Raw genomic sequence first — 18,828 nt, forward strand, 5'->3', positions numbered from 1 at the left:
ATGGGAATATAGTATAATTAGAGTAAGGAATATATGTCGATTTTTATATGGGGGTAATTATGGACGAAATAAGATTAAATATTGTTCCAGAGAAACAACAATTTCAAGGAAGAAATATTAATATTGAAGTAATAAATGATATTGGAGAAGATCTTGAATATAAATTTCTCATTGGGCATGAAAGTAATTGGGAAACAGTAAGGGAGTTTTCTATAGATAATACGTTAAAATGGAGATTTGATAAAGCTGGGGATTATTTTATAATGGTACAAGCTAGAAAGCAGAAATCTAATCTAGCATTTGAGTATGTTACAAGAAGTCATTACGAGATTTTATACAAAGAAGTACCATTCCGCATGGAAGAATTCAATGTTGATAAGGACAAGCTTAAAGTTGGTGAAAAGTTATGCATATCAGCGAGAAGTAATAGAAATGATGCGGTATATAAGTATATGATTAAGGATGATAAGGTATGGAAAACATTAAAAGATATGACTAAAGATGGTGATATCCAATATCATTTTACTACTCCTGGAGTTAAAGAGATTTCTTTAAAATGTTTCACAACAAAGGGAAATGGAAAGAAGTCAATAAGCTTGACAAAAAAGGTTGAAGTAGAGGCTAAGGAAGAACCAAGAATAAAATTGATTGAATGTTCTAAAAATAATCTTTATGTTGGTAGAAATATAAATTTTAATGTTAAGATAGATTATAAAGAAGATGATAATGTAGTATATAAATTTATAAAAGTTTACCCTGAGGGAGAAATAGAGATTCTTAGAGATTACTCTAGTAATAATAATATTACTCTTGTTGAGGAATTAAAGGGCGAGTATGTGTTGATATGTTATATAAAGGATATGTTCTCTTTAAATGAGTATGATGATAGAGCAAAAATAGTTTATAGAGTGAAAGATGGGGAGAAGGTGCTTATAAAAGAGTTGACAACAAATCTTCAATCTCCACAAGAAGTTGGTACAAATATAAAAATTGGAGCTGTGACAAATAGTGATTCAAGATTGCTTTATAGATTTATGATTGAAAAGATTGAAGAGAAAAGGGTTCATGTGTGCAGCAAGATTAAGTATAAGGAAATTGAAGGGTTAAATAAAAATGAAATTCTGAAGAAGTTTGAAAATAATAAAATTCTTGATAGTGATTATATAGCATCTCCTTATTTTTTCTGGAAACCTGAGAAAGAGGGAAGATATAATATAAAATGTATTATTAAGAGAAAATCTTCTGAAACACCTGATGATATGAAGGAATTGGAGTTCGGTGTTAAAGAATTAGCAGTTCAGGATGAACGTATTGAAAAAGTAATCTTTAGTGAAGATATAAATAATATTCTCATTAACCATGAATTGAATATTAGAGTAGAAGGGGCAACACCTTGGATGAGCGAATATAGATTTATTATATTCAAGGATGATAAAGAAATACAGAGAACTGAATTTAGTAAAGATAATGAAATAGATTTTATTCCAAGGGAAGCTGGGGAGTTTAAGTTAGAAATTCATCTAAAAGGAAACAAGAGTAAAAAGGAATTTGACTCTAAAGAGGTTTTTATTTTAAATGTTAAGGCGTTTATACCGGGTAAGATAGAATATATCCTTTATGATGCAAGAGAATATTATATTCATGATAAGATTAATTTTGAAATTGTTGGAAATAAATCTAAGGAAATGGTTTATAAATATAATGTATATCTTAATGGGGTTCATGTTGAACAGAGTGATTATTCAGAGCATAGAGCGTATGATTTTAAGTTATTGAACAGTGGGCGATATAAATTTGAGTTCTTCTGTAAAAACATTAAGAGTGAAGAGGAACAGGATTATATAAAAAATCTTCACATCAATGTAATTGGAAACAGACCTATTACGGAGAGTTATATTAAGTGTGATAGAGAGAATATTAATATGCTTGATGAAATAACTTTTCAAGGGGAATGTAATATTAAAGAGAATATAATATATGAGTTCTATTTATATGATAATGATGGATGGAGAGTTCTGCAAAAGTATTCAGCAAAGGATTTCTTCACATTCATACCAAAGCAAGCTGGAGAATATAGAATTTTGATGCTTGTTAAGCATATCAATAATAATGGATCATATGAACATTATTGCATAAATAAATTTACTGTTAATTATTTGAATAGGCCTAATGTAAATGGGAAGTAATAAGAAATAACAGAGAATAAAGAAAAAATATTGCTGAGATTCTTTATTCTTCAGAATATATTAAATTTATTTAGAGTTAATATATCTATATATCCTTGATTTGTGATAAAATAAAAAAAGTGTGTCTATTAGATGAATTAGAATAGAGTAACGAAAGAGAGGTGTATCCCCTAAACCAAGGGAGATAAAAATGGAGAGATTAGATAAGATATTATCAAATTTAGGACGTGGTTCAAGAAAAGAAGTAAAAGCAATGGTTAGGAATGGATGGGTAGAAGTTAATGGAGTTACAGCTAAGAAAAGCGATATGAAGATTGATACAGATAATGATATCATAGTGGTTGATGGTGAAGAAATAAACTATAGAGAATTTGTGTATATTATGATGAATAAACCAGCGGGTTATATTTCAGCCACATTTGATAACTATCAGGATACAGTTGTTGATATTCTGGAGCCTGAACTTCAAGCTTTTGAGCCTTTCCCAATAGGGAGATTAGATAAAGATACGGTAGGTCTTTTATTATTGACTAATGATGGAAAGTTAAATCATAGATTGATTTCTCCTAAAAATCATATAGATAAGGTATACTTTGCTGATATTGACAAAGCTGTAGATGATACAGACGTAAAGGCGTTTGAAGAAGGGATCACACTTGAAGATGGATATAAGTGCATGCCAGGGAAACTTGAAATTTTAAAATCAGATGAACATGGTGCTGAAGTTATGGTGACTATTCAAGAAGGAAAGTTCCATCAAGTGAAGAGAATGTTCAAAACTAGAGGAAAAGAAGTTGTTTTCCTAAAAAGGATGGAATTTGGCGGCTTGAAACTTGATGAGACATTACCAGAAGGTGACTATCGAGAATTGTCGAATGCAGAATTGAAGATGCTTAAAGGGGAAGAGTAACATTAATTAATAATTTATTTACAAAATCGTTACAACAAAAAACGATAAAATACTTGTTTTTTAGCATTTAATTTTATATAATTAAGTTGTAAGGAAACAAAGAATTAAATAGCCCCCTTTTTAATTAGTCAAACAGTCTTTCCCCAAAGACTGTGAGTATAGATCGAACGGAAAAATCTATACTCAATCCCCCAAATTTCATACTCAAAAATAACGCAAACCCCAATGCGTTATTTTTTTTTATTCTTTATAAAATTGAAAAATTCTCCAAAGAAATTATCGAATGTAATACGCCTTTTGCTTAAATATCTAGAATATCGTGCACATATAGGAAAAAACTTTATAATATAATATTTTTTTGGTATACTCATGGAAGTAATATTATTCAATTAAAAGATAAAAACATAATTAAATGGTGAGAATGGGTATACTATTATATAGGTATATTTATTTATTTTATTAAAAGGATGTGAAAGGTTTGAGCATCAAAGGTGTATTAGTAAGTTTTATGAAAGAAAATGCATATAAGCCAATGAATGCAAAGGAATTGGCCAAAATCTTTGCTATAAGAAGACATGAACTAAAAGACTTTCAAAAGACGTTAGATGTTATGGAGAAGGAAGGTTTAATAGTTAAAAATAGAACTTCGCATTATGGGGTTCCAGAGAAGATGGGATTAATAGTTGGAATATTTGATGGAAAGCCAAAGGGCTTTGGGTTCGTTATAAGTGAAGATAGAGAAAGAGATATTTTTATCCCTATTTCTGGAGTTAATGGAGCTATGCATGGAGATAAGGTTATTGTAAAGATAACAAAGACTCCGATAGAAGGCAAGCGAGAAGAAGGAGAAATAGAGAAAATTGTTGAAAGAAAGATTACAAGTGTTATAGGAATATATGAAGATAGTAAGAATTTTGGATTTGTTGTTCCAGAAGATAAGAAACTACAGATGGATATTTTTATTCCTAAGAGTCAAAATATGAATGCTAAGCAAGGTCAGGTAGTAGTTGCAAAGATAACTCAGTATCCTAAAAAAGGAAGAAATCCAGAAGGGAAGATTACTGAGGTACTTGGATATAAGGGTGAGAAGGGAATTGATATACTCACAATTATAAGAAAATTTAATCTTCCAGAAGAATTTACAGAGAAGGTAGAGTCTTATGCAGAAGGTATTGAGGATAAAATACCTGAAGAGGAATTTGGAAGAAGAATAGATCTTAGAGAAAAGAAAATGGTAACAATTGATGGTGCAGATGCTAAGGATCTTGATGATGCGGTGTCAATTGAAAAAATGGATAATGGTAACTATAAATTGGGAGTTCATATTGCAGACGTTGCACATTATGTTAAAGAGAGAAATCCTCTTGACAAGGAAGCTCTTAAAAGAGGGACTTCAGTTTATCTTGTAGATAGAGTTATTCCTATGTTACCTAAAAAGTTATCAAATGGTGTATGTAGTCTTAATCCTAAAGTTGATAGACTTGCATTAACATGTATGATGGAGATAGATAATACTGGTAAGGTTGTCTCAAATGAAGTCTTTGAGAGTATTATAAAGACTAATGAGAGAATGACTTATAGTGATGTAACAAAGATTCTTAAGTATGGAGATACACAGCTGATTGAACGGTACGATTATCTTTATGAAGATTTCAAATCCATGGAAGAATTGTTTAACATACTTAATAAGAAGAGAATGAGTCGTGGAGCTATAGATTTTGATTTTGAAGAGAGTAAGATAATACTTGATAAATTAGGAAAACCTATAGATATCAAACCATATGAGAGAGAAGTATCTAATAGAATAATTGAAGAGTTCATGCTTGTGTGTAATGAAACTGTAGCTGAGTATATGTTTTGGACTAATCTACCATTTGTTTATAGAATACATGAAGAGCCAAATAGTGAGAAGTTGGGACGTTTTAAAGAGTTTGCTCACAATATTGGATTATTTATTAAACCAACTCAAAGTTTACATCCAAGAGTATTCCAGGAGATACTTGAAGAGGTTAAGGGGAAGAAAGAAGAAACAGTTATCAGCACTTTGATGTTAAGAACTATGATGAAGGCAAGATATGCACCAGAATGTTCAGGGCACTTTGGGCTTGCTGCTAGATATTATTGTCATTTCACTTCTCCAATAAGAAGATATCCTGACTTGATGATTCATAGGATAATAAAAGAATTCATAAATACAGGAATTAATGATAAAAGAGTAAATAAACTTAAAAATATAGTAGGTGAAGCAGCACTCAGATCATCTGAAAGAGAAAAAGTAGCTATGGAAGCTGAAAGAGAAGTTGATGATTTGAAGAAAGCTGAATACATGAAAGAAAGAATAGGAGAGGTTTATGAAGGAATTATCTCTTCTGTAACAAATTTTGGTATGTTTATTGAACTTTCTAATAGTATAGAAGGATTAGTTCATATAAGTGCATTAGAAGATGATTATTACATTTTCGATGAAAGGCACTTCTGTCTGATAGGGGAGCATACAAAGAATGTCTACAGACTTGGAGATGCTGTTAAGATAAGAGTTAGTAGTGTAGAAATGGATAACTATGATATATACTTTGAGCTTCTAAGTGATGAAGAAGATAATGAAGAAATAGAAGTAGTAGATGGTATGGAAGATAGAGGAATACTTGAAGGAATTGACGAAAGAGAAACGAAAGAAGAAGAGAAGGAAGCAATAGAAGAACCAATACATTAAAAAATAGTTGAGAGTGGAGAGTGGTGAGTTGAGAACGTAGGATGTTTCTGACTTTGGTCAGAAACTACACTTTATTGGTAATGGAACAATAAGGGTTTACTCGGTTCATTTAAATGAAACATTGTATAGACAATACAATGTTTTATCTTAAGATAAAATGAGTTAAAACCTCTTGTCCTAAAGAAAAATATGATGTAGTTTTTGCGTAGCAAAACATCCGTCGTTCTCAACTCTCAACTCACCACTCTCAACTAAAAAAAAGCACAAATGTGCTTTTTTTTAATCGTCGTGTGTTTGTCTTCCATCACCACTAATTGGAATCTCATTTCCTAAAAATGTAGGTTTAACATTGAAAAGAGATATTATAAAATCTTTAGTAGTGGCAAGATATTCTCTAAATTTATACTTGGGCATTCCAATGTATGATGAAGGCCTGTCAGCAGCAACTCCATATGCATCTATTCCTTTTTTTCTGGCTAGATAAATAGCTCTTGGAAGATGATATTTCTGAGTTACTATAACAGTGGATTTTATTTTGAATATATAATCGGCTCTGTACATAGAATCGTATGTACTAAAACCTGCATGATCTAAGAAGATGTTTTCAGGAAGTACATTATATTTAGATATAAGAGTTGATTTCATAGCACCAACTTCATTATAATCTTTTCTTCCATGATCACCAGTAAGTAGGTATTTCTCAGTACCGTTACTATTAGATACTATAGTAGCAGTTTTAACTCTATCATAAAGCATAGGAGATAAACTACCGTCAGTGTAAATACCAGCGCCGAGAACAATCATAGAATCGCTCTTAGGAGAATCTTCAGGTAGAACTATATATTTAGATGTTGAATTAATAACATACAAATTTATAGCACCTACAGATAAGGTTAAAATTAATGTTAATACAATAAAAATTGTAAAGAATTTTTTTGAAAACCAGCCAAAACCTTTTTTATCTTTTTTGTATGGACTGCTGGAATAACTTCGTTTATTATCTTGAAAATTTATCTTAAGTAGATAATCGTTTTCTAATGATGATTTCTTCATCAAAACCCCTCCGAATTGTTGAATGTAATACTAAAAAAATTTAATTAAATATAAAATTTTATTAAACAACATAATAATTATATTTTAATATCTTTTCTGGAGAATTACAACAATATTTGGTTAATAATTGATTTGTAATTACTTATTGTACGAATAATATAGCTATATGTCGATATATTATTCTGTGAGTTCAATATGGAGATATTCTAGATTTTTTATAGAAAGGAGTATTAAAATATTCTACCAAATATCTTTGAATTTAAAAAAATATAATGAGAGATTTATAAGGATTTTCTTGAAAATGAGGGCTGGACAGGCAACTAAGTAAGAAAGGAGATGACATAATTCATAAAATAGGTTAAAATATATCATAGAATAAGGAGGTGATATGATGGCTAAGAGTAAGAAACCATCAAATCAACTAGCTAGTAATAAGAAAGCTTTTCATGATTATTTTATAGAAGAATCATATGAAGCAGGGTTGGAGTTATTTGGTACAGAAGTTAAATCTATAAGAGCTGGAAAAGTACAACTTAAGGAAAGTTATGCTCAGATAAGAAATGGTGAAGTGTTCATGGTAGGAATGCACATTAGTCCATACGAGCAAGGAAATATATTCAATAAGGATCCTATGAGAGATAAGAAGTTATTACTTCATAAATACGAAATAGAAAAACTTATGGAATATACTTCTCAGCAAGGGTATACTCTTGTACCACTATCATTATATTTAGTAAGAGGAAGAGTAAAACTTAAGTTAGGTGTTGCTAAAGGTAAGCATAATTATGATAAGAGACAATCTTTAAAAGAGAAGTCAGCAAAGAGAGATATACAGAAACAGATGAAAGATGCGTGGAGATAAAATTTTTTTGGAAGTCTGTTCTAAGGTTCCCATAGAGTTGCTTACTATGAAGAGTTCGCATAATGTGGATTGAATTCATCATTGATTTGAAAATTTGAATGATGTACAATATGATTATAGCAAAGTAGGAACGAGCGTTTCTGGAAGTCACCTTGACATATTTGCTATTTGTGATATAATTATTTAGATTAGCGGAAAAGCTAAAAGTTTAGACAATTGAATATAAAATGTTGGAAGGTATAATCCTATGTTCAGTTTGCGAAGATAAGAGTAGCAACAATACATGGGGGCGTACATGGCTTTCGACGGGGATGTATTTTGTAAAGGAAGCGAGCTGAGGGAATCCTAGACCCTCATAAATAAACCAGGAATTAAATTTAAACGCAAACGATAATTACGCTTTAGCAGCTTAGTAGCTGCTCGTCCTTGGTAAGTAACCCGCGGCTTATCAAAGGACGTCAACTTAGCGGGGCACCGAGCTTAGCAAAGCTTTGAGCTAAGAACGGAACTAATGAAGCTACCGGATTTTCAATCCTGTCAGTAGGAGTGAAAATTGGGGAATCCCAAATTACTGACTGCGCTCGGAGATGCTTTTATGGGATTGTTTTCGGACAGGGGTTCGATTCCCCTCGCCTCCACCATTCAAAACCACGACATGTCGTGGTTTTTTTTATTTGATTTTTTTAGGAGAAATAGCGGTGAACCAAAACAGCCATATTCAATTGAATATGGCTATTCTAAGTATTTAATAATTTTCTTTAAATACAATGATAAACTCTGTATATTCATTATATTTAGAGTGTACATGTATATGGTGACCCAATTTATTACATAATTCTTTAGCTAAATAAAGTCCAAGACCTGTTGATTTCATCATGTTTCTACCCCTGCTTCCGGTAAATCCTTTTTCAAAAATTCTATCTAGGTCTTCTTTTTTTATTCCACAGCCAGTATCTTTTATAATTACTTTGAAAGTGTTATCTGTTTTCTCTCCTATGATAGATATTGAGTCATCAGATTCAGTATATTTTAGAGCATTACTTATTATTTGATCAAATATAAATAAAAGCCATTTTTTATCTGATAAAGCATAGTAGTTTACATTTTCTAAGCTAAGCTTTATTTTATTTGCAATAAAATATTTTGAGTATTTCCTGATTATCTCTCTTACTACCTTTTCAAGATTAACCTCTTGAATAAGAAAGTCTTTATGAAAAGATTCAAGTCTTGATAAATAAAGAACTCTTTCAACGGAATTCTCAATTCTTGTTACTTCATCATCTATTTTATCTAAAAGCTTTTCACATTCAGGAACTTGATTTCGTTCTATTATAATCTTTAGTATTGATATTGGCATCTTTATGTCATGTACCCATATATCCATAAATTCTTTGTTTTCTTTAAATTTATCAGTAGTGTTATTAATAATATCTTCAGTTTGTTTTTTGTAGGTTTTAATAAGCTTTAAGCATTGCTTTTCTTCATTATTTATTTTGAATAGGCTAACCTTATTAAGGTTATTAGTATCTATACATTCGTCTAACAAAGTCAAAAATTTATTCTTCCTAATATAACTAATTATTAAATACAAGACTAAGAAAAATATATTTAATATAGTTATATAGAATATGGTATCAAATAAAATTATATCTAGAGGAGAAAATACAATAACTAATATGGTAATGGTTAAAAATGAAAAATTGAAAATAAGTAGACCATACTGGTCTTTTAAAAAATCTATAAATTTCATAATGTCTCCTAACTACTACATTATTATGTAGCCTAAGCCACGTTTTGTTTCTATAAAGTTATCAAGACCGATTTGTTTCAAGCGTCTTCTTAGTCTATTTATATTTACAGTTAGCGTGTTATCATCAACAAACCAATCACTATCCCAAAGCTTCTTCATAAGTTTGTCACGACTAACTATTTTGCCTTTGTTGTTCATAAGTATGTTAAGAATTTTAAATTCATTTTTACTTAGTTCGATATTGTTATCTTTATAAGTAAGTGTAGCTATAGAGAGATCAAGGGTAACTTCATTGTGAGTAATTATATTAGAAGTGGATTCACTAAAGTTATAAGTTCTTCTAAGAAGAGCATTAACCTTTGCAACTAATACATCTATTGAGAATGGTTTTTGTATATAATCATCTGCTCCTAAATTTACTCCCATTATAACATCCATATTTGAATTCCTAGAAGAGATAAATATTATAGGGACCTTAGAGATTTTCCTTATCTCGTTGCACCAATGAAAACCATCGTAAAATGGAAGATTAATATCTAATAAAACTAGTTGAGGGGTAAAGCTCTTAAATTCTTCAATGATATTTTCTAAATCATTTATTTTATGAAGATTGTGTCCCCATCTGGTAAGTTCCTCTGCAATTTCATTTTTAAGGACAACATCGTCTTCAATTATCATTATCTTAAACATTTTTACCTCCATTTTTATTGTTCTTAATCTTAATATGAGATTTTTAATTATTATTATACTTTAAGGAAGCTTATAAATCTAGTAATCATGTTATTGGGAGAGTAAATACACATCAGAGTTAAGTTATATTACAAAAATGTTATATTGGTGTAATTAAAATAAATGGTAGCAAAATAATAATATATTTATAATAGCCTTATGAGTATAAACTAGGAGGTTCTTATGAGAGATATATTAGTTGTTGAAAATATAAAAAAAGAATATGGAAAAAAAGGAGCAAAGACTGAGGCTTTAAAAGGTGTTAGTTTTAAAGTTAGAGAAGGTGAATTTATTGGGATAATGGGGGCGTCAGGAGCTGGTAAGTCAACATTACTAAATATAATATCTACAATAGATACACAGACTTCAGGTGAAATTCTTATTAATGGAAAAAATCTTACTGAACTAAATCAAAATGAAATAGCTGACTTTAGACGTGATAATCTTGGGTTTGTTTTTCAAGATTCTAATTTATTAAACACACTTACTATTAAAGAAAATATAATGTTACCTTTAGCACTAAAAAATGAGAGTGTAGCTATTATAGAAAAAAGAGTGGAAGAAGTAGCAAAGACACTTGATATTCATGATACTTTAAATAAATATCCTTATGAAGTATCAGGAGGACAAAAACAAAGAGGTGCAGTATGTAGAGCAATTGTTACTAAGCCTGCTTTAATGCTTGCAGATGAACCAACAGGCGCGTTGGATTCTAAAGCTGCTAGAAGTTTATTAAACTCCTTTTCAAAGTTAAATAAAGAAACAAAAGCAACAATTCTTTTAGTAACACACGATCCTACAAGTGCGAGTTATTGCGATAGAATTTTATTCATAAAAGATGGAATTATATTTACAGAGATCGTTAAAGGAGAAAGTTCCAAAGAATTTTATCACAAAATATTAGACACAGTAGCTTTACTTGGAGGATGTGAAAGAAATGAATTTATTTAATGTATCCTTGAAAAATGTTAAAAACAGTATATCTAATTATGGAATGTATTTTATTTCTATAATATTTAGTGTATTTATTTATTTTACTTTTAAATCTATACAATACAATGAGGGTTTATCTACTTTAAGAAAATCTATGAAAAGCGGATTAAATGCTGCATCTATAGTTATAGTTGTATTTTCATTTGTATTCATGTATTATTCAAACTCATTTTTTATTAATAGACGTAAACAGGAAATAGGAACCTATAGTCTGCTTGGGATGAGAAAAACTCAAATAGGAAAGATATTTTTATATGAAAATTTTATAATAGGAATAGTTGCAATCATTTTAGGTATAGTATTGGGTTTTTTATTCTCTAAGTTGATGACAATGATTTTGGTTAAGTTTATGGGAGAGTACGTTGTAATAAAGATGAGATTAAGTGTTAGAGCAATCATTCAAACTGTAGAAACATTTGCTATTATTTTTATTATAATTGGGATAAGGAACTATTTTTTCATAAAAAGAACAAAACTTATCAATTTATTTAAAAAAGAAAAAGAAGTGGTAACAACCAATAAAACTATAGTAGTTATTAAAGGTATATTTGGAATAGGGTTAATAATATTGTCTTATATAATAGCTACTAGTGATATGTTAATAAGAGAAATTACAATGGCACCTATGATTTTAATAATAATAATTCCAGGTACATTTTTATTCTTTTCATCAGTAGTATCAATTATATTGAATATAGTTAAGAAAAATAAAATGTTTTATTATAGAGGAAGAAATTTAATTGCTTTTTCTGAGTTAAGTTATAAAATATCAAGTAATTCAAAAATTTTATCCACTATTGCTATTTTGGTTGCAACAAGTGTAACAGCTCTTGGGTTTTGTATATCCCTTTATTATGATATTGACAAGAATATAGAAGAGAATTATAAATTTAGTTATAATATAAACGGCCAAAATCAGACAGTAAATAGTGAAATAAATAATATATTAAATAAAAATAGAAAAAATCATATAGTTGAATTTGATAAGATTGTAGAACTTATAGAGAAAAAAGCAAAGTATGATTTAGTTTCAAAGAAAGATAAAATATCAAAAGAAAGAGGAGGAAATATACATCTTATAAAAGAAAGTGACTTTGAATGTATAATGAATCATCAAAATAGAGTGTATAATGAGTTGAAAAATAAAAATGATGTTTATTACATTTCTAATGAAGGAATGACATATTTTTATGAAAGCTTAGATAATCAACAAATTAATCTAATATATGAAAATCAGTCATATGTTATTAAGAAACATTACACAGATTTATTATTAAATACTCAAAGTACCTTCGATTTAGTAGTTATAAAGGATAATGTATTTAATCAGTATAAAATAAAAGATGAAATATATAAATTAAGAGTTATAGATATATCTAATGAACAGCAAGGGCTAAATATTGCTAGAGATATTCAGAGGATTGTTAAAGAAAGCATTCAATTTTATTATCCATTCAACTTCACTTCAAGCATTACAATGCGTAAGGAACTTTTAGAATTGTATGGGTTAATGTTATTTATAGGATTATTCTTAGGAACAATATTTTTATTGTGTACTGGAAGTATAATATTGTTTAAACAACTATCTAGCATTTATGATGATAAAGAAAGATATTTAATGCTTAAAAAATTAGGGGCAAAGAATAAGGATATTCAAAAGATGTTATCAAAGCAGTTAAAGATAATATTTATATTGCCATTAATGGTTGGTACTATTCATAACCTATTTGCAATGACAATTGTACAAAAGATCATACCAAGATCTATAACTTCACCAATACTAATAACATTGGGAATATATTATATTGGATATTTTATTTATTATTTTATTACGTTAAAATACGCAAAGAATATGATTATAGAATAAAGGGTGAATGGAAAAAGTGTAGCTGAGTTTAGTTACATTTTTTTTATAATTAATTTTAATGAGTAGCTTAAAGGGAAATATAACAAAAGTGTAATGGGGATGTAATGCAATAAAATGGTTTCAACTCTCTTCAAAATATATAATAAGCACAGAAGATAATAGGAAGAGGAGAATAGAAATTATGAAAAAATTAAACGGATTTCAATTAAAAGTTATTGCTCTAATAGTAATGTTAATGGATCATATGTACTTTGCGTTTCCAAAAGTATTTCCACAATGGTTTCATCCATTATCAAGGTTTGTAGCTCCACTATTTGCATTTTTAATGGTAGAAGGATTATTTTATACTAGAAATAAATTAAAGTATAACTTTAGATTATTTGTGTGGGCAGCATTTATGCATATAGTGAACAGTATTATAAATACAGCTTTTGTTTCAAAGGATGTTAGTATTCATAATAATATTTTTATGACATTAGCATTAGGACTTACAATACTTAATTTATTTGAACTTAGCAAGAATAGTAAAGGAATTAAAAAATGGGGATTATTAGTGGTAGCAATAGTTCTTGTGCCATTAGGGATATATGTTGAAGGTGGTATGAGCTTAATACCATTTATATTAATAACATATTTCTTTAGAACAAATAAGAAAAAAGCTATGATTGGATACGGAGTATTATTTGTACTTTTACTTGGTATAAGCTATGTGCCTTATGAGACACTTGAAATGACAATAAATATGTTAATGTTTAACTGTGATTTCTTATTTATTACGGTAGTTCCATTTATACTCTTATACAATGGAGAAAGAGGAGTTAACAATAAATTTAGTAAATATTTATTCTATGTTTTTTATCCATTGCATTTATGGGGACTAGCAATAATGGAGTTTGTGTTAAAATAATTATGAGCTTCAGAAAATACAGAATAGATTAGTGGATTTCGCAGAGTGCGATTCGCCTCCACCATTCAAAACCACGACATGATGTCGTGGTTCTTTTAGTTAAATATAAATTTACTTTGCTTATTCATAAATAGTATTTCATAATTTATGAGCAAATATACATTTGCTTTATATGAATAATTAATAATATTTTACAAAAAATAATACAAAAATACTATTAAGGTGAGATTATGAAAAGATACAGCCAAGATAATTCATATTTTAAAAAAATAGATACTGAAAGAAAAGCATATTGGTTAGGATTTTTATATGCAGATGGATGTATATCTGAAATAAGCGAAAATAATAAAAAAATAATAATACAATTACATCCAGATGATAAATATATTTTAGAAGAATTATTAAATGACATAAATTCAGATAGACCTATATATGTAAATAAAAAAGGATACGTTTCTATTAATATTGCAAGCAAAGAAATGGCAAATGATTTGATAAAATTAGGATGTGTACCTAGAAAATCATTAGTTTTGAAGTTCCCATCAGAGATAATAGTGCCTTGTGAGCTAATAAAGCATTTTATTAGAGGGTATATGGACGGGGATGGGTGTATATCAACTTATAAAAAAGCAAGAAAAAATAGAAAAAGTTTAATATTTAAATGTGAAATAAAATTTATTGGTACATATGACATGCTTTACGGAATTAAGGTGTTTTTCAGTTCAGATAAAGATATTTTGATAAATAAACATTCACCTAAAAGTTGTCAAATAAGTTTTTCAGGTAGAAAATATAGAGAAGTAGTAGATGCTTTATATAATGGAGCAACTATTTATTTAAAAAGAAAAAAAGATAAATGGGATGAATTTGTAAAGTATATGAATGATATAGATACAAAAAAAGAGTATAAAGAATCTAGGTTAATAGTAAAATTGGATAATGATGCAAATTATCTAGGTGAATATACAGTGAAGTACTTAAAAAATGAATTTAATATAGGTTCTATTTTAAAATGTTGTGAATATAGAGAAAAGCATAAGTCTTATAAAAATTTCAGATGGATTTATTTAGATGAGTATAAGACTTTTATTGATAATTGCATAGATATAAAAGATATTTTTGATTATAAGAAAGTTTGTAAGATTGAAAAGTCCAAAGTAACAAAAACAGTTAAACAGTATGATTTAAATGAAAAATTAATTAAAATATGGAAAGATGCTAAGACAGCAGCAGATTACTATAACACTACATCTAAGGCAATACGTAAAGTTTGTAATGGTGAAAGAAAAACTTGTTGTAATTTTATATGGAAATACTCTGAGCCTAAAAAGAGTAAACAATCTAAAGTAGTTAATCAATATGATATAGATGGAAACCTTATTAATGTTTGGAATAGTTGTAAAGAGGCTTCAGTTTTTTATAATGTTACATTCCAGTCTATCCAAAGAGCTATTAGTGGTAAATATAAAACTTGCTGTGGCTTTGTTTGGCGATATAGATAAATATAGAAGATGGGTAAAATATTTCGAGATGAAATATTGAATGATGATTACTACGATATTGAATGGGGAGGGGAATTGATTTTTATGAAACTTTATGAGCATAATACTTCCTTCGCCATCGATTATTCCTGCGATGTATGCTTTTTCAGTTGGAGTCATTATATCACCTCAAAACTAATATCAATATATTTTTATCTGAAATTAATGTGATTATACTAATATGAAGCAAATAATTCAGTTGAATTATTTGATTTTGTTATTATTACTTTAGGAGAAAAGTTAACAAAATCTATAATGCTAGAAAGTCATAGAATGCTGAAATAACACAAGATATTTTCAACGTGGATTTTCTGGAGCATGGAAGAAAGTACTAAATTAAATAACTGGTTCAGATATTATTCTAGATCAACATTGGGAAGTTGATATAAAAATGGATGAATTATTGAGGTGGTGGCAAGTTCAGAAAAAGGATTTGCTCTATTGTAAAGTTCCATGGGGGATTTGAAAAAATATATCCTTTCAAAGATTGTAATGGACGTGTAGGAAGATTTATAATGCTGAAACAGTGTATTGAAAATAATAATTGTTTAATAGGAATAGATGAAAAGTATAATGATGAATATAAAAATGCAACTTATGAAGGACAGAAAATTATAAAAAGCCCAACAGTCCAGAGTATATACGATGTGCAGAATGTAAAAATGCATGTCCTCAGAAGGCGATAAATAGTGGTATAATGAAGTAATAAACATGAGAAAAAATAAAGAAGCTGTCTCAAAAGTGATTTGATATCATTTTTGAGACAGCTTCCATTGCTTCGCTAAAATATTGTACCACACATTGTACTATATGTTATAAATTAGTTAATATACTTATATTCTATCATATGATGAATTTCTGCAAAGAATTTATTGAAATATGATCAACTTTGAAAATTCATTTTTGATAATAATCTAGAGTAATTTATTAAATAGCTCTTTTGTTGGGGATGGAATCACAACCTTGTTTACTAACAAGCCATTGTCGCTTCCAATCTTAGCTCCTACTTCTACAGCTTCATTTACAGAACTAATATCTCCAGTAAATGTTACAAATGCTTTTCCACCAATTCCAATTCCTAATCTCACTTCTATCAGTTGAATATTTGAAGCCTTTACAGCAGCATCTGCTCCTACTATAGCTGTTGCAATACTATAATATTCTAACACCCCAACAGCATTTACTTCTCCAATATCACTAGATTGGTTGATTGCATTCAAAAGTTGAGGATGAACTCTAGGTAGTAATAGCTTATCAACAACGTATAAACTACCGTTTTGCACACCAGCTTCAATTGATGAATTTACGGATCCAACATCTCCTGCTATTAAAATTAAATACTTTCCTGGACAAATAGGCTTAGCCATTACTAAATTAACTTCAGCAGCTTTAACCATAATATCTGCTGTTTCAATTCCTTTTGCAATACTATTAAGTTCGATCATACCAATTGTATTCATTATGCTTCATCCTCCATTTTTTCATTTTCAATAACAATGAAATTATTTACTTCAACAACCTTTCCACTTATACTAGCATGAATATTGGCTCCTAATTCACCCTTCTCAACACTTCCAATTTGTTGTCCTTTTGTAACCATCTCTCCAATATTAACAAGAGAAGTAGCGCTTTTACCAATATGCTGTTGTAATGGTATTTTCACTGTTGAAACAAATATTTCTTTGGATTCTTCAATTTCCTGCCCATAATACTTGATAACATCAACTCTCGCCATGAGGCGCTTAGTTGGTATTTTCCTATTTTCTCTTCCTTCTCTTGCATAAAACTCACTTTCAGTATTTTTATATCTGAACCCTTTTTCTCTTAATTCATTTTTTAAGAAAATATTTACTTGACGTGGTGATAAACCCATTGGACATGCATATAGCTCGCAGACACCACATTCAGAACATAGTTGAGTTTCTTTTATAATCTCCTCATTTTTAGATAAGGATAGAGTTCTCATTATTTTATGCGGCTCTATAGGATGTCCTATTAAATATCTAGGACAAAATTGTGTACAATATGAACATTGTATACAAGCAGATTTTGCTCTGTTAATTATGTGTTCAATAGAAATTTTATCTCTTTCAACTAAGTAGTGATTATCTGGTACAACAATAATTGCTCCATTAGTTTTAGTTATTACACTATGTTCTAAATCTGATTTGTTTAATATTTTCCCCATCATTGGGCCACCCAATATTATGCTATAATCATTTAGGGGTGAACCACCTGCTTCTTCAATGCATTTTATTATAGGTGTTCCAATAGGGACTTTTAGTATAACTGGATTTCTAATCTCACCTAAAACTGATACATAACTATACATAACTGGAGTATTATTCAGAGCCTCATTAATATTAACAACAGTTCCAACATTAGATACAACTGCTCCAACATGTAAAGGGATACCTGCAGGTGGAATGGTTTTTCCAGTTATTTCATAAACCAAAATCTGTTCATCTCCTGCTGGATAGAAATTATCCAAATAATGCAATTCTACCCTAGAGTTCATGTTTTTTATGGCTAATTGAAGGCTCTCAATTTCACTTTTATATTTGTGTTTTAAACCAATTACTATTTTTTTAGCTTCAATCAATTCAGCTATTTTTTCTAATGTTTCAATTATCTCTTTTGCTTTAGTTCTCATTAAATATTTATCCGTAGCAAGAAGTGGTTCACATTCAGAACCATTCAAAATTAAATATTCTACTTTGCAATTTAATTTCACATGAGTTGGAAACCCAGCGCCACCTGCACCAACAACTCCAGCTTTAAATATTTGATCTAACAAATCCATAAACTAGTCACATCTCCTTTTGGTAGTGTTAAGTTTTACACCCTTATTTTTGTTAAAATAGTTATCTATTAGGGTTTACAGAGTTTTTTATATAAAAAAACTCTGTAAACCCTATTTCCTGTGATAATTGATTTGTCAAACACAAAAACACAGAAAAGATTTTCGCTAAATAAAATCCCTTTCGATTATGCTAACATTTTATTTTTAAACTATTGAACAGCTTATGATTTTGCATCGTGTAGGAATTTTTTCTCAAGTAAATTATATACTTTGCCTTAAGGGTAGAGTCAACATATTTTTTAAAATATCATTGTTATGAATTGGATACCTACAAAAACAAAGTTAAGGTTTAATTGGTGTTAGACGTAGATTAAGACATTGTCTAACTAAAAAGGTAAGTATAAAAGAATTCTCGTGGATTAAGTTATTAGGTGGTTAAATATATAATTCTGTAAAAAGCCATCGGTTAACGTTAGTGATTTTTCTTAGAAATTTCATCATAAAACAAAAGCAG

14 protein-coding genes, 1 other RNA gene and 2 pseudogenes are annotated in these 18,828 nt (G+C 29.0%); 11 read left to right on the top strand and 6 right to left on the bottom strand.

Annotated elements, in window-relative coordinates:
• The first annotated feature begins 59 nt into the window (after window positions 1-59).
• The 3 genes from KDK92_RS10560 to rnr all read left to right on the top strand — a co-directional run bounded on the left by KDK92_RS10560 (window position 60) and on the right by rnr (window position 5,809).
• Window positions 60-2,186, top strand: a complete 2,127-nt coding sequence (locus tag KDK92_RS10560; protein ID WP_250859219.1) for a triple tyrosine motif-containing protein — start codon at window positions 60-62, stop codon at window positions 2,184-2,186.
• Window positions 2,187-2,376: 190 nt separating this feature from the next.
• Window positions 2,377-3,096 (top strand): pseudouridine synthase, encoded by a 720-nt coding sequence (locus KDK92_RS10565; protein WP_250859220.1) that lies wholly within the window; start codon window positions 2,377-2,379, stop codon window positions 3,094-3,096.
• Between the two features lie 478 nt (window positions 3,097-3,574).
• Entirely contained in the window at window positions 3,575-5,809 is a 2,235-nt protein-coding gene (gene rnr, locus KDK92_RS10570) for a ribonuclease R (RefSeq protein WP_250859221.1), read from the top strand.
• Between the two features lie 279 nt (window positions 5,810-6,088).
• On the opposite strand, the gene KDK92_RS10575 is transcribed toward rnr, so the two are convergent.
• On the bottom strand, window positions 6,089-6,862 hold the full coding sequence (locus tag KDK92_RS10575; protein ID WP_250859222.1) for a SanA/YdcF family protein: 774 nt from the start codon (window positions 6,860-6,862) through the stop codon (window positions 6,089-6,091).
• Window positions 6,863-7,250: 388 nt separating this feature from the next.
• On the opposite strand from KDK92_RS10575, the gene smpB reads away from it, so the two are divergent.
• Together smpB and ssrA are read left to right on the top strand one after the other, a co-directional pair.
• Complete coding sequence (gene smpB / locus KDK92_RS10580) at window positions 7,251-7,724, top strand: SsrA-binding protein SmpB (RefSeq protein WP_250859223.1); 474 nt, start codon at window positions 7,251-7,253, stop codon at window positions 7,722-7,724.
• A gap of 285 nt (window positions 7,725-8,009) precedes the next feature.
• Window positions 8,010-8,365: a transfer-messenger RNA gene (ssrA, locus tag KDK92_RS10585) on the top strand.
• A 104-nt stretch (window positions 8,366-8,469) separates the two neighbouring features.
• Here the strand turns inward: ssrA and KDK92_RS10590 are convergent.
• Window positions 8,470-9,276: a sensor histidine kinase gene (locus KDK92_RS10590; protein ID WP_250859224.1), complete on the bottom strand. Its 807-nt coding sequence runs from the start codon at window positions 9,274-9,276 to the stop codon at window positions 8,470-8,472.
• 213 nt (window positions 9,277-9,489) lie between these two features.
• A complete protein-coding gene (locus tag KDK92_RS10595) occupies window positions 9,490-10,164 on the bottom strand; it encodes a response regulator transcription factor (protein WP_250859225.1) in 675 nt (224 codons plus the stop codon).
• Between the two features lie 222 nt (window positions 10,165-10,386).
• On the opposite strand from KDK92_RS10595, the gene KDK92_RS10600 reads away from it, so the two are divergent.
• The 4 genes from KDK92_RS10600 to KDK92_RS10615 all read left to right on the top strand — a co-directional run bounded on the left by KDK92_RS10600 (window position 10,387) and on the right by KDK92_RS10615 (window position 15,472).
• Window positions 10,387-11,154, top strand: coding sequence for an ABC transporter ATP-binding protein (locus tag KDK92_RS10600; RefSeq protein WP_250859226.1), 768 nt, complete (start codon window positions 10,387-10,389; stop codon window positions 11,152-11,154).
• Window positions 11,141-13,063 carry an ABC transporter permease gene (locus tag KDK92_RS10605; protein WP_250859227.1) on the top strand — a complete coding sequence of 641 codons (1,923 nt, stop codon included), beginning with the start codon at window positions 11,141-11,143 and terminating at the stop codon, window positions 13,061-13,063. Before KDK92_RS10600 ends, KDK92_RS10605 begins: the two co-directional genes overlap by 14 nt.
• 181 nt (window positions 13,064-13,244) lie before the next feature.
• Complete coding sequence (locus KDK92_RS10610; RefSeq protein ID WP_250859228.1) at window positions 13,245-13,970, top strand: TraX family protein; 726 nt, start codon at window positions 13,245-13,247, stop codon at window positions 13,968-13,970.
• Window positions 13,971-14,200: 230 nt separating this feature from the next.
• Window positions 14,201-15,472, top strand: coding sequence for an NUMOD1 domain-containing DNA-binding protein (locus KDK92_RS10615; RefSeq protein ID WP_250859229.1), 1,272 nt, complete (start codon window positions 14,201-14,203; stop codon window positions 15,470-15,472).
• Window positions 15,473-15,535: 63 nt separating this feature from the next.
• On the opposite strand, the pseudogene KDK92_RS24965 reads toward KDK92_RS10615, so the two are convergent.
• A pseudogene (locus KDK92_RS24965) lies at window positions 15,536-15,631 on the bottom strand (LAGLIDADG family homing endonuclease); the annotation flags it as partial.
• Between the two features lie 320 nt (window positions 15,632-15,951).
• Between KDK92_RS24965 and KDK92_RS24920 the strand changes: the two are divergent.
• Both KDK92_RS24920 and KDK92_RS10620 read left to right on the top strand, forming a co-directional pair.
• Window positions 15,952-16,023, top strand: a pseudogene (locus KDK92_RS24920) (Fic family protein); the annotation flags it as partial.
• A gap of 3 nt (window positions 16,024-16,026) precedes the next feature.
• Entirely contained in the window at window positions 16,027-16,197 is a 171-nt protein-coding gene (locus KDK92_RS10620; RefSeq protein ID WP_250859230.1) for a hypothetical protein, read from the top strand.
• Between the two features lie 228 nt (window positions 16,198-16,425).
• Here KDK92_RS10620 and KDK92_RS10625 read toward each other — a convergent pair whose 3' ends face one another.
• Both KDK92_RS10625 and KDK92_RS10630 read right to left on the bottom strand, forming a co-directional pair.
• Complete coding sequence (locus KDK92_RS10625) at window positions 16,426-16,974, bottom strand: BMC domain-containing protein (protein WP_338115266.1); 549 nt, start codon at window positions 16,972-16,974, stop codon at window positions 16,426-16,428.
• Entirely contained in the window at window positions 16,971-18,314 is a 1,344-nt protein-coding gene (locus tag KDK92_RS10630) for a 4Fe-4S dicluster domain-containing protein (protein ID WP_250859232.1), read from the bottom strand. Before KDK92_RS10630 ends, KDK92_RS10625 begins: the two co-directional genes overlap by 4 nt.
• Window positions 18,315-18,828 lie beyond the last annotated feature (514 nt).

The organism is Oceanirhabdus seepicola (assembly GCF_023684385.1).
Lineage (GTDB): Bacteria > Bacillota > Clostridia > Clostridiales > Clostridiaceae > Oceanirhabdus > Oceanirhabdus seepicola.

Excerpts from the sequence above, each read along its gene's own strand:
- KDK92_RS10560 (WP_250859219.1), top strand. The coding sequence starts at position 60 with ATGGACGAAATAAGATTAAATATTGTTCCAGAGAAACAACAATTTCAA.
- KDK92_RS10565 (WP_250859220.1), top strand. The coding sequence starts at position 2,377 with ATGGAGAGATTAGATAAGATATTATCAAATTTAGGACGTGGTTCAAGA.
- KDK92_RS10575 (WP_250859222.1), bottom strand. The coding sequence starts at position 6,862 with ATGAAGAAATCATCATTAGAAAACGATTATCTACTTAAGATAAATTTT.
- smpB (WP_250859223.1), top strand. The coding sequence starts at position 7,251 with ATGATGGCTAAGAGTAAGAAACCATCAAATCAACTAGCTAGTAATAAG.
- KDK92_RS10595 (WP_250859225.1), bottom strand. The coding sequence starts at position 10,164 with ATGTTTAAGATAATGATAATTGAAGACGATGTTGTCCTTAAAAATGAA.
- KDK92_RS10600 (WP_250859226.1), top strand. The coding sequence starts at position 10,387 with ATGAGAGATATATTAGTTGTTGAAAATATAAAAAAAGAATATGGAAAA.
- KDK92_RS10605 (WP_250859227.1), top strand. The coding sequence starts at position 11,141 with ATGAATTTATTTAATGTATCCTTGAAAAATGTTAAAAACAGTATATCT.
- KDK92_RS10610 (WP_250859228.1), top strand. The coding sequence starts at position 13,245 with ATGAAAAAATTAAACGGATTTCAATTAAAAGTTATTGCTCTAATAGTA.
- KDK92_RS10615 (WP_250859229.1), top strand. The coding sequence starts at position 14,201 with ATGAAAAGATACAGCCAAGATAATTCATATTTTAAAAAAATAGATACT.
- KDK92_RS10620 (WP_250859230.1), top strand. The coding sequence starts at position 16,027 with ATGCTGAAACAGTGTATTGAAAATAATAATTGTTTAATAGGAATAGAT.
- KDK92_RS10630 (WP_250859232.1), bottom strand. The coding sequence starts at position 18,314 with ATGGATTTGTTAGATCAAATATTTAAAGCTGGAGTTGTTGGTGCAGGT.